Source organism: Asticcacaulis endophyticus (assembly GCF_014652575.1).
Taxonomy (GTDB): Bacteria; Pseudomonadota; Alphaproteobacteria; order Caulobacterales; family Caulobacteraceae; genus Asticcacaulis; species Asticcacaulis endophyticus.
In genome coordinates, this window is sequence record NZ_BMZB01000008.1 from 57267 (window position 1) to 69779 (window position 12513).

Genomic DNA, 12513 nt, shown 5'->3' on the forward strand with positions numbered 1-12513 from the left:
GAGGCTGATGACGGCCGAATAGGGGATAAGATATGAAAACGCTAAATCGCCAGTTTTATCGGCGTCTGATGACAGGTGTGGCCACCAGCCTTCTGGCGGTTGCCTTTGCGGGCAGCGTACTGGCTCAACCACGTACCTTTAATGTGCCTGCCGGAGATCTTAAGGCGGCTCTTGACGGGTTTATCGCTCAGTCAGGCGTCTCGCTTATTTATCGCGTCGAAGATGTAAAATCCAGAAACTCACCAGGTGTAAAAGGCACAATGGAGCCAGATGTTGCCCTTCGTCAGCTTCTGTCTGGCGCTAACCTTACGCTGACCAAAGATGAAAGCGGTGCGTTTGTACTTTCAAAAGCCACGGCCAGCATCGATGCGGCAACTGAGCCCACCGTAATTGAGGAAGTCATAGTCACGGCTGAGAAGCGCTCCAGTGCCGCTCAGCGCACGGCCATAGCCATGGACGTATTCGATGCCAATGCCTTGAAACGCAATGGTGTGGCCAGCCTGCAGGACCTGGCGAACGTTTCACCAAGTATCCAATTTTCACAGAATCAGGCCGCCTCGGTCATAACGATCCGTGGCGTAGCCAGCCGCGACGACTCAGAGGTGGGGGATCCGGCGGTCGCTGTCAGCGTAGATGGGTTCTACGTGCAGCGCCCCGTCGGGCTGAATGCGACGATGTTCGATCTGGAACGTATAGAAGCCTTACGCGGACCGCAGGGCACGCTCTATGGGCGCAATGCGACCGGTGGCGCCATCAATATTATTAGCAAAAAGCCAACCTACACCTTCGGGGCCAGTGCTATGGCCGACATAGGTAATTTCAATACGCAAAACTTTGAAGGCATGATCAATGTGCCTTTGTCCAGCATCGCCAGCCTGCGCGTGTCCGGGGCGGTACGCTCACATGACGGCTATCTGAAACGTACCCCTGTGCCGGATGCGGATGATGAGGATAGCGAAGCCTTGCGGGCGCATCTTTTGATCGAACCCACGGACCGTCTGACTATTCTGCTCACGGCTGACTTTCTTAAACAAACCGGAGTTGGGTCGCAAGGTGTAGGCGTGCCTATGCCGACGGATGGTGCGGGCAATCCCACGCGGAGCAAGCCGGGCATCCCTGATGCGGATACTGAGATCTATTCTGATCTGGCCGGTTATACCAATGTTTCGGTCAACACCTATAAATGGAATGTCGCCTATAGCTTTGATCCGGTCACGCTGACCTATCTTGGCGGATCAAGCAAAATGACCTTCCACCGCCTGGGGGAACTGGATGCCACCGAAGGGTATTTTGAAGGGTTTCAGCAAAATGAGGCGCCGAAGACCATCAATCATGAACTACGCTTGAGCTCTAACGGAGACGGCGCGTTCAAATGGCAGGCGGGGGCATTCTATTTTAAGGAAGACAATGCCCTGCGTACTTATCTTCAGACCTATACAGGTGATGTCCCGTTTAACTGGGGTGTATTTGACTTCCCGGAAATTGTGGCTGAATCCAAAGCCGTGTTCGCACAGGGCAGCTATAGGCTGACACCCACCGTAACGGCAGAGGCCGGCATACGATACACTGAAGATGAAAAAAGCCGTATTGGTTCCCTGAGCTTTTATGGGTTTGGTATTCCCGAAGATAGTCAGGAAAGCTCAATCGCGACAACCTGGCACCTGGGGTTAAACTGGCAGCGCACACCCGTGAATTTGGTCTATGCCAAGGCCGATCGTGGCTACAAGGCGGGCGGTTTCAACAACGGTTCGACCTATGATCCGGAATTTCTGACGGCCTATGAAATAGGCTCAAAAAATCAGTTCTTTGACCGTCGGCTTCAGCTCAATCTGACAGCATTCTACTATGACTACTCAAACCAACAGGTGAAGCAAAATATCGCCACGGAAGAGCAAAGTATCATACGCGAAATCGTTTCAAACGCCGGTAGCTCGGAACTGTTTGGACTTGAAGCGGATGGCATCTGGCTGGCCACACCCGATGACCGGTTTGATTTTTCGGTGGGGCTGTTACATGCCGAATATACGCGTTTTGACGTTTCTGACGGCAATGGCGGGAACGACAATCTGGCGGGCAACCAGATGCAACAAGCTCCAAAGACGACAATCACCGGTGGCTACCAGCATACATGGCCACTCACCGCTGGCGATCTGACGGCGCGCCTTCAAAGCCGTTATCAGAGCGCCATGTATCTGTCGTCCTATAACTATGCCTTTAGTCGGCAGGATGCGTACACCAAGACGGATGCGTCTCTCAGCTATACGCCGTCCGGCGGGCATTACACCCTACAGGCCTATGTCCGTAATATCGAAAACGAGCGTGTGATCAACGTTGCGGTCGAAAATCTTGAATATGACAGCATTTACTATCAGCTCGGCGCCCCGCGTACCTATGGGGTCCGTCTGACCGCGAACTGGTGACAGTCGCGGGAGAAAACAGCGGTTCCATATCCCCGCAGGTTTTCTTTTATCAAGCTGATCCAGGCCTGATGTTTCCAGGCTCGGATCGAGAGGCATTAATTGCGATGCCAAATGAAAGAGGCGGTCCAGCCCCGCCTCTTTCTCCCCTTTTTTGGAGAAATTTATGTTGCGTTCTTTCCTTAGTGTAAGTGTCTGTTGGCTGGCCTTGAACGGGTTCGTTCAGGTGGGGCCTGCTCAAGCTGGTGCGGTTCAGCCGATTTTGGATGGTGATGCCGGGCAATGGCTGACCGTAGAGGGTGCGAAATTCCGGGATTTGAACCGAAGTGGAGCTCTGGAGCCTTACGAGGACTGGCGTCTGTCCGCGCAAAATCGCACACATGATCTGGTTAGCCGCATGACGCTGGAGGAAAAAGCTGGGGCCATGATGCATGGTACCGCACCGACGCTTGATGGTGATTACGGAACGGGTACCCTCTATGACCTAAACCAAGCCGAGGAATTTATCGCAAACCTGCATGTAAATTCCCTTCTGACACGGCTGAAGGCTGACCCCGCAGAATTCGCTCGTCAAAACAACGCGCTTCAGCTTTTGGCGCAAAAAACCAGGCTAGGTATTCCGGTTACGGTCTCGACCGACTCGCGTCACCATTTTCAGGTGACCCACGGTGCCAGCGCGTCCGGCCAGGGATTCACCAAATGGCCTGAGACTTTGGGCTTTGCGGCGATTGGCGACACAGAGCTTACACGCCGCTTTGCCGAAATCGCGCGCCGGGAATATCGAGCGGTGGGTATTCAGATGGCGTTGTCACCACAGGCGGATCTATCGACTGAGCCACGCTGGCCGCGCGTAAATGGAACCTTTGGTGAAGATGTAGCAATGGTCGTGGCTCAGACCCATGCCTATGTTGAGGGCTTTCAGAACGGGGTGAGCGGGCTGAACAACGAGAGCGTCATTGCTGTCGCCAAGCACTGGGTTGGCTATGGTTCACCCGCCGAAAAAGGCTATGACAGCCACAACTATTATGGCCGCTACGCAGCCTTCCCCGGAGGCGACCTCGACAAGCATATCGCGGCCTTCAAAGGTGTCTTCGATGCCGGAGTCGCCGGTATCATGCCGACCTATTCCATCCTTAAAGACGTCACTCTGGACGGCAAGCCGGTGGAGCAGGTTGGCGCGGGCTTTTCAAAAGTGCTGCTGACGGACGCGCTGCGCCATAAGCAAGGTTTTACCGGAGTGGTTATTTCGGACTTTGCGATTACTGAAGACTGTAACACCGCCTGTAAAGAAGGCTCAAAACCTGGTGAACCATTTGCCGTGACAAAAGCTTGGGGCGTCGATCACCTCAGCAAACTCGACCGTTTTGCGCTTGGGATCGAAGCGGGGCTTGATCAGTTCGGAGGCACCGAGGAGGTGGCGCCGGTTATCGAGGCGGTGAAAAGTGGTCGGATTACAGAAAAACGCCTCGACGATTCTGTGTATCGGGTCATGCTACAGAAGTTCCAGATCGGCTTGTTTGAAAGTGCTATCGTCGACCCGGCCGTTGCCGCTAAATGGGTAGGGGTGGAGCCCTACCTTAGTGAGGGCGTCGCGGCGCAATCACGGGCCATGGTGGTTCTGGAGGTCAAATCATCGATCCTTCCGTTGAGGGCGGGACAAAAAGTCTATGGACGAAACCTGGATCAGGCGGCCATCGAAGCCGCTGGCCTTATAGCGGTTTCAGACCCAAAGCTGGCTGACGTAGCTATTGTGCGTACCTCAACCCCCTATCAGATAACCCACACAGGCTACATGTTCGGAAGCTTTCAGCACGAAGGTGATCTGGACTTCAAAGTCGGCAATGAAGACTTTCAGGAGATACAAAAACTGGCAAAGGATGTGCCGGTTATCGTTGATGTGTATCTGGATCGTCCAGCTATTCTAACCAACATCAAGCCTTTGGCGTCAGCGCTTATTGCCAATTTTGGCGGCAGTGATCTTGCCTTGCTTAATGCGCTAACAGGGAAAATTAAGGCAGAGGGCAGTCTGCCATTTGAGTTGCCGAGCTCAATGGAGGCGGTCGACACGCAATTTCCTGATCGGCCTGCCGACAGTAAGGCGCCATTGTACAAGATGCATTACAGATACGGCGATAGATGACCACAGTGGAAATTATGCCGCCAAGTGGGTCACTTCTCGGTGGAAATCAACACGCTCTGGGGCTTCACTCCGTAGAAACTCGGAGATGTCCCCTCTGGGCGCCCGTCGGCCGCTTTCGAGAAAATGCTAATGAGCTCATGCCGAGATCTTGGCAAGTTAGAAATCAACCACTCAATGAAGTTGAGTCGTCCCATTCCTGAGCACAAGAAATTCTGCAGGCCTACTTGGATTCAATCACCTAGGTTTAGAATGCGCATTTATCATGCGATCCCGGCTTCAATGCCCAAATGTATTCAGTAATCATTGCGCTTTCGGTTGAAAAGCTGAACAAGGTCGGTTTGCCGTCTCGCAGAGCCACAATATTGACTACCGAATCGGCAACCACATTGGAGGCGCTGTGCGCAATGCGCTCCCTTATGCCTGTGTACGATATGATCGCATCATTATTTTGTAGACCGCTTTTACCCGCGGCCGATCCGGGCACAATTTGAGTTACCTTGTAGGGTGTCATCAGAAAACTATCTTCGGACATTCCTAAATCAGTTCTGCTGCGGGTTAATCTATGTCTCTCAAAACACGATCCAAATGCATTGCTCTCAGGCACGATCATTTGTCCCTGAAGCATCTGATCAAGGCTATCAACTCCACTCTGCCCCAACTCTTTTAATACCAAAGCCCGCCAGGCCGTTTCGTCATAGGATTGTCCCGAACGCTTTCGTTCAAGCATGGCTAGGACTAGATTATCGAGCGACCGCTTTCCTTGCGATTTAGTGCGGATGTTTTCATTCAAATCGGCAAAATACATAAATCCCCGTGAGTAAGGGATACCCTGTGCATCACTTCCATCCCAACGGGCCTTGGCAATTTCATCGTAGGGAGTCGCGATAAGAGACGACGCATAGTAGGTGCTGGTCATGTAATTGATTTCACGACCAATATCGTGGACATGTACCAGTCCCGCGTCTAGCGGCAGGCGAAGCTTATAAAATTCCGCCAAGCCTTCACCGTACCAGGCGACTGCACTAGAATCTCCATTCAGTTGTCCAATAAAATGATGGATCATTTCGTGCGTAAACATCAATTGCCGCGACGCGTCATCCATCCGGCCCTGGCCGAATTCCAACATAAATCCGCCCCGAGCGGCTCCACCACCATCTCGGGGGCGAGCGTAGGGGCGCATGAGCAGGGTGTAGGGCGCGTTACTACGATCCTGAAAAAAATTCTCTAAAGTTGCAAAGGATGAGGAGCCCTTAAAATTGTAGACGCTCTGCTTGTTAGAAATTGGAAGTAATAGGTACGACGAATGTCATTTAATCGTTTCCCCAAGATGCCCGCAACGGGCGCTCATCAGATCATGCACCGCGAGGCGCTTTTATGGCGCGTCGCCGATTTCACAAACCGCCAGTGCAAACTCAAGGTTGGATCACATCAAAGGCAACGTTGATGTCCGCGAAAATCGTGCAGTGGACTTCGCTAGGCAGCCCCGGCATTTGGCGCCGGTTCCTCGGTGGATATGGCATCGGTCGTACGGCCTAAGAGTTCAGGCGAACCGTCGGAGCGGCCCATACTAACGGTTACATCACCGTACTGAACGTTTCCGCCAAACGGTGAACAGAAAGCAATTTCGGCGGCGTCGCGCCCAACACCAATGCGAACTAGCCCATCAAGGTTGGCTTGGCGCGTACCATCGAACAGCCACCAACGCCCATCCAGGTAGGCTTCAAAAACGGCATGAAAGTCGCTGGGATTAAGACCATAAGCATAGCAGCTAACAAAACGCGCGGGAATCTCCAACGCCCGGCAAAAAGCGATCCCCAGATGTGCAAAATCCCGGCAGACGCCGGCTCTTAATATAAGGCTTTCATCCGCCGTTGTTTGCTCGTTGGAGGCGCCGCGCTGATAGTCAATGTTATCGTAGAGCCAGTTGCAAATCGCCGTTATCCGATTAAAGCCAGGGGCCAGATATCCGAACTCGCGCCGCGCAAATGCGGCTAGGCGATCCGACGGTACAAAGCGCGAGGGGAGAAGGAACGGCATGATATCAAGCGGAAGACGCTCAACCGGTGTCTCGGGCACCGTATTTGGGTCGGCCCGCAAAACCTCAAGTGAAACCTCGGCTTCATATTTCACCGTTAAAGGGCCAGCCGGTGCATGTACGCTAAAATAGCGGTTGTTTATGTCGGGAGCTGTATGACGATTTAATTCTATGTCGGGGGTGATGGTCAGTCGCTCTACCAAGCCTTGGTGGCGCTGAAGGCGCGCAACTTCAATATTAAAGATAAATACGGTCGGAGTTTGAACAAAATACTCGAGTGTGCAGCCGAGTTTATACCATATCGCCATTTGGGGCCGTTTTTCATAACGAGATTTCAGAGTATGTGATCTTTAGCGGGAGTGGATAATAGAAATCAATGTGCTGGTGCGATTAGATTCAGAAGATTGGAAGGTCAGCCTCGATCATTGGTGCCGCTAGAATTATCAGCAAATAGGGCGGCAAAGTGACCCAAAGTTCGTGGAATTCGTCACCGGACGTATCAATACGGTTTTCGCGCTAGGCATGAAGTCGATCAGAGATCCGACCAAGCCAGCCCGAAGTAAATGAACATGTCAGGTTGAAGCCAACGCTCATATGCCGCGCGATGACGGGGCCATTCCTCGTCAAGGATGGAGTGCCAAGCTGTGTCCCGGTTCTCACCCTTCACCACCATGTGCTTGCGGAACGTGCCCTCATATGTGTAGCCGAAACGCTCGGCCGCGCGTCGCGAGGGCCCGTTGCGAGCGTTACAGCGCCACTGGTAGCGGCGGTAGCCGAGCCCGAACACGTAATCCGCCATAAGGAAGAACACCTCCGTGGCGACCCGCGTGCCGACAATCCGTGGGCCCCACAAGATGTGCCCGATCTCAGCGTTGCCATACGCGGAACTGACATCCATGAGGCTCTGTCGGCCTTCAACGTGGCCCGTAGCTTTGTCAATCACGGCGTAACATCGGGTCGATTGAGGCCGCTTTCAACACGAGCTAGTCGTCAAATTCGGGCCGGGAACCGGGAACTGGGTCCGGCAGCCAGCGATGCAGGCGGTCGGCTTCGGGCCCCGATACGACATCGAACAATCCGTCGCCATGGATACTGGGATCGAGCGGCTCCAAGCGGCAGTACCGTCCTTCGATGGACTGTCGCTCGGGCAACGGCCAGCGATCAGGAACAAGACCTCTGCGGTAGCGAGAAAGCACTCGGAGGTCATTAACACCAGTATGAGATGACGGCGGTAAGGTCGATCCTGCCAGTGGCCACCGCACTTGAGGCATGTGCACTAGATCAACCGCCGGTCTTCATCGACCCGGCGTGCCCCTGGCTGGTTCCTGCGCAAGTGCGGCTTATCAGTGGCCAATGGACCCAACCGGCCCGTCAGCCTCGACACCAGGTCGCCAGCAGAAGGCTGTGATCACTTTTGATCAATAGTTATCAATCCATAGCATTCGATCTATGAAAGTGATCAGAATTCATATTATGATTTTCACAATGGAATATATAAAGTGGGAGATCGGTGCATGAAAATAGTATTGCGTGCGGCCCTAGCATTATGTGTCGTGACAAGAACAGGTGCTCATGAAGATTGGTGAACTGTCGAAGCGTTCGGGATTGTCGGCCCATACCCTCCGCTACTATGAGCGGATCGGGCTGCTTCCCTATGCGGATAGGGACCGATCGAGCCAACGGGACTTCGACGCATCAATCCTGATCTGGATAGAATTCCTTGGGCGTCTGCGAACTACCGGGATGCCGATCCGGGACATGCTGCGTTATGCCGCTCTGCGGGAGCGCGGCGTCAGTACGGAGACGGAGCGGCGCGAAATGCTGGAACAGCATCGTGAGCGCGTCCGCACCCATGCGGCCGAACTCCAAGCCTCTCTTCTCGTCCTCGACACCAAGATCGCCGGTTACGCCGGTCAACAACAGAGGATGAAAGAATATGACGCAACACCACCAGAACGCCGGCGAAAGCCGACTGGAACGTGGGCGGCGCGCGCTCGCTGATATCGACGGCCAGGCCGGAGAGAACGTCGTCGCCTCGCTTGCGGAGATAGCGCCCGACTTTGCGACCTATCTGACGAGTTTCCGTTCGGAGATATCTACAGTCGCCCCGGACTCGATCTGCGCGCCCGAGAGATTGCTACCATCGCAGCGCTGACGGCCATGGGCAACGCAGCTCCCCAACTGAAAGTACATATCGAAGCAGGCCTGAACGTCGGACTGTCACGGGACGAAATCACCGAGATCATCATGCAGATGGCGGTTTATGCCGGTTTCCCAGCGGCGCTCAACGGGACGAAGATAGCCTGCACGTCATCGAGAAGCGGCTGCGGGTTCGTCTGACTGACGTGTCGAGCGCGCTAGGCGATGCTGAATGGCTGGATGGTACGTTCAGTGTCGGCGACCTCATGGTCGTGTCTATTTTGCGAAGGTGGATATCTCTGGGAATGCCGCACGAGTTTCCAAACCTGGCTAATTACGTTGTGCGGGGCGAAGCCAGGCCCGCCTTCCAACGGGCTTTGCGGGTTACACAGCGATAAATAAGATGATGCGGGGCCTTTCCGAAGCACACCAGGATTCCATATTGACGATCTTGGTGCGGGTTTCACTGTGTAAGGCCCGTATGCGCTTACCTTTAGCGACACTTGCACTTTAGGGGCGCGAAAACCTGATGCGCCTTAGCCCCGGCTTTCTACACACCTATGATGGCCATTTAAATATGGCCAATTCACCTTGAATAAATAAAAATGATATATTTAATGTCTCGGATCATAAAATAAAGAAAACAAGGCAGAGGCGCACCATGAATAGACGGCAATTATTACTTGCTGGCGGTGCCAGTTTGGCGCTGCCGCTCATCTTAGCAGGTTCGGCCCGGGCGATGCAATCGGGCGAGGCGCTTCTGGCAACGGGCTTTGCAGACGACATCGATCCGGCGATACGCTCACGCGAGCGGCTGGATCAGGACTGGCGTTTTGCCCTTGGACACGCCACTGACGCCAATAAGGATTTTGGTCACGGCCTGCGCGCGTTCTTCTTCGCCAAGGCCGGATATGGCGACGGTCCGGCCAGCCGGGAATTCAGCGATGCCGCCTGGCGCCTAGTTAATCTGCCGCACGACTGGGCGGTCGAATTGCCCTTTGATGGGCGCGGCAACACCAACCATGGCTCCAAGGCCATTGGGCGTAACTTCCCTGAAAATAGCGTCGGCTGGTATCGCAAGGCCTTCACGGTATCGCCCGCTGATAAGGGCCGTCGGATATCCCTTGAATTTGACGGTGTGTACCGCGACAGCGTCGTGTGGGTGAACGGCCATTATATGGGCACCGAGCCCAGCGGCTATTCCGGCTTTCGCTACGATATCACTGACTACATTAATTTCGACGGCGAAAACCTGATCGCGGTGCGGGTTGACGCCACCGGTGAAGAGGGCTGGTTTTATGAGGGCGCCGGCATCTATCGTCACGTCTGGCTGACCAAGACCGCGCCCCTTCATGTGGCTCAGTGGGGCACGTTCGTCAAATCGACGGTGAACGGCGCGCAAGCCTATCTCGATATTGAGGTGGCCGTCGACAATCTTGCCGATGCGGATCAAACCTTCCAACTGCGTCACGAGGTCTATGGCCCTGACGGTCGAAAAGTGGCCGAGGTGGAGACGCAAAGCCTTAACGTAGCGGGCCATAAAACCGGCCTGTTCACCGCAAAGCTTGCGGTCACCACTGCGGCTCTATGGTCTCTGGAAACGCCCAACCTCTACCGCCTGCGCACGTTGCTGGTAAAAGACGGTGCCGTCGTTGACGTCTACAATACCCGCTTTGGTATCCGTACAATCGTCTTCGATCCGGATAAGGGCTTCTTCCTGAACGGTAAGAACCTAAAGCTTCAGGGCGCCAATAATCATCAGGATCATGCAGGCGTGGGCGTTGCTCTGCCCGATGGCTTGCAAACCTGGCGGCTCAATCAGCTCAAATCCTTTGGCGTTAACGCCTATCGCACCTCGCACCACCCGCCGACCCCTGAACTGCTGGCGGCGGCGGATCAACTGGGGATGCTGGTGGTGGACGAGCATCGCATGATGGGCACAAGCCCAGAAATAAAGGGACAGCTTGAACGCCTTATTCGCCGGGATCGCAACCACCCCAGCGTCATCATCTGGTCAGTGGGCAATGAGGAGTGGGCGCTGGAAGGCAATCCCCTGGGCACGCATCTGGCCATCGAGATGCAGGCCTTTGTCAAACGCCTTGACCCCACCCGGCGCACAACGGTTGCCACCAGCTATTCCGGCAAAGGCGTATCTTTGGGGGCGGATGTCATTGGCTTCAACTACGGGGCGCAACATGATGTTGACGCCTTTCACCGCGCCCATCCTGATAAACCCGCCATGATGTCGGAGGAAGGCTCAACCCTGACCACACGCGGCATCTATTTTGATGACCGGGCCAGATCGCACCTCAACGCCTACGATCGTCAGGGGCGCCCGGGCAGTTCGCTGAGCATCGAAGAAGGCTGGCGTCGCGTTCAGGAACGGCCGTGGATGTCGGGCATGTTCATCTGGACGGGCTTTGACTACCGCGGCGAAACCACGCCGTTTGGGTGGCCCGCGATTTCGTCTCAGTTCGGCATGATCGACACGACCGGCGTGCTTAAAGACACGGCCTATTATCTGAAATCCGTTTGGACGCTTGAGCCTATGGTTCATATCCTGCCCCACTGGAACTGGGCCGGACGTGAGGGTGAAACGATGGATGTGCGCGTTTATTCTAATACCGAGGCGGTGGAACTGTTCCTCAATGGCCGCTCTTTGGGGCGCAAGGTCATCGTCAAGGACTCGCACCTGAAGTGGGAGGTCGCTTACGCCCCCGGCAAGTTGTCAGCGCGCGCCTACACGGGCGGCAAACAGGTCGCGCGGGCCGAAGTCGTAACGACCAATGTCCCGGCGCAAACCCGACTCTCGCCCGATAAGATTACTTTACGGGCCGACGGTGAAGATGTTTCCGTGGTTTGGGTCAATGTCCTGGACAAGGCGGGACATATCGTGCCGACGGCGTCTGATCGAGTGTACTTTGAAACCACGGGCCCGATCCGCATTCTGGGCGTGGGCAACGGCGATCCCAATTCCCACGAAGCCGATTGTGTGGCTGATCGTCACACCTATCAAAATGTCGGATCGTGGCGCTCATTAGCCGTGGATGTGATTGAAGGACGCCCGGAATGGGTCGGCCATGGGGTCGATACGTCGGGCTGGCGGGACCCTATGCAGTGGATGCCGCCCGAAGCTCAGCCCCCGTTGACAAAAGGTGTCGTTCTGCAGGGTCGTTTTGACCGCTCGGTGATCGCGGCGGGAGATAAGATCGCCCTGTTTATCGATCAGCTTTCGCCCGATCAAAAAATCTACGTCAATGGCGATCTGGTGTCGGCACAATCCGTTGATGGCGCGCTTAAGATTGAACTGGCAGCCGCGCGTTTCAAGGACGTGAACACACTGGCCTATCTGCTGCGGACGCCAGAGGGTGGCATACCCGGCATAGCGGATCGCTCCGTCGGCGGCTCGAAGTGGGGCACACTGCGGGTGACGCAAAGCGCCGCCCCGTGGCAACGCAGCGTCTTCAACGGCTGGGCGCAGGTCATTGTTCAATCCACCGGCGCACCGGGTCGCGCCGTCTTGAAAGCCACAGCACTGACCTTGAAGTCAAGTGCCGCGGCATTCAACATTGTCTAGTATCGTGCGGAGAGTAGGAGTGGGGCTTAGGTTCCCGCTTTTCGCCAGAGTTTAGGTCGGGGGGCGCACCTCTGCCAAACCCGTTCACCTGTTCGCGTTGCCAGCTTATAGCTTCACACTCCTGATTCTCAGGCTATTGCCGATAACAGAGACAGAACTGAACGCCATGGCGGCGGATGCGATAATGGGTGACAGCAGTACACCA

The 12513-nt window shown here is 55.0% G+C and carries 7 protein-coding genes and 1 pseudogene; 5 read left to right on the forward strand and 3 right to left on the reverse strand.

Translation table 11 applies throughout. The annotated features are described in order from the left end of the window. The first annotated feature begins 32 nt into the window (after positions 1-32). Complete coding sequence (locus IE102_RS17140; protein WP_189489039.1) at positions 33-2420, forward strand: TonB-dependent receptor; 2388 nt, start codon at positions 33-35, stop codon at positions 2418-2420. Positions 2421-2583: 163 nt separating this feature from the next. Continuing rightward, positions 2584-4557 carry a glycoside hydrolase family 3 protein gene (locus IE102_RS17145; protein ID WP_189489040.1) on the forward strand — a complete coding sequence of 658 codons (1974 nt, stop codon included), beginning with the start codon at positions 2584-2586 and terminating at the stop codon, positions 4555-4557. Between the two features lie 244 nt (positions 4558-4801). Here IE102_RS17145 and IE102_RS17150 read toward each other — a convergent pair whose 3' ends face one another. The 3 genes from IE102_RS17150 to IE102_RS17935 form a co-directional block, all read right to left on the reverse strand. Then, complete coding sequence (locus IE102_RS17150) at positions 4802-5683, reverse strand: M61 metallopeptidase family protein (protein ID WP_189489042.1); 882 nt, start codon at positions 5681-5683, stop codon at positions 4802-4804. 347 nt (positions 5684-6030) lie between these two features. Continuing rightward, positions 6031-6900, reverse strand: a complete 870-nt coding sequence (locus IE102_RS17155) for a transglutaminase-like domain-containing protein (protein WP_229807846.1) — start codon at positions 6898-6900, stop codon at positions 6031-6033. A gap of 224 nt (positions 6901-7124) precedes the next feature. Next, positions 7125-7535, reverse strand: a complete 411-nt coding sequence (locus tag IE102_RS17935; protein ID WP_373295619.1) for a GNAT family N-acetyltransferase — start codon at positions 7533-7535, stop codon at positions 7125-7127. Between the two features lie 629 nt (positions 7536-8164). Between IE102_RS17935 and IE102_RS17165 the strand changes: the two genes are divergently transcribed. From IE102_RS17165 to galA, 3 genes and pseudogenes are all read left to right on the forward strand, one after another. After that, positions 8165-8593: a MerR family transcriptional regulator gene (locus IE102_RS17165; protein WP_189489044.1), complete on the forward strand. Its 429-nt coding sequence runs from the start codon at positions 8165-8167 to the stop codon at positions 8591-8593. Positions 8594-8680: 87 nt separating this feature from the next. Then, positions 8681-8932: pseudogene (locus tag IE102_RS17940) on the forward strand (carboxymuconolactone decarboxylase family protein); the annotation flags it as partial. A 460-nt stretch (positions 8933-9392) separates the two neighbouring features. Continuing rightward, positions 9393-12308: a beta-galactosidase GalA gene (gene galA / locus IE102_RS17175; RefSeq protein WP_229807848.1), complete on the forward strand. Its 2916-nt coding sequence runs from the start codon at positions 9393-9395 to the stop codon at positions 12306-12308. The last annotated feature ends 205 nt before the right edge of the window (positions 12309-12513 follow it).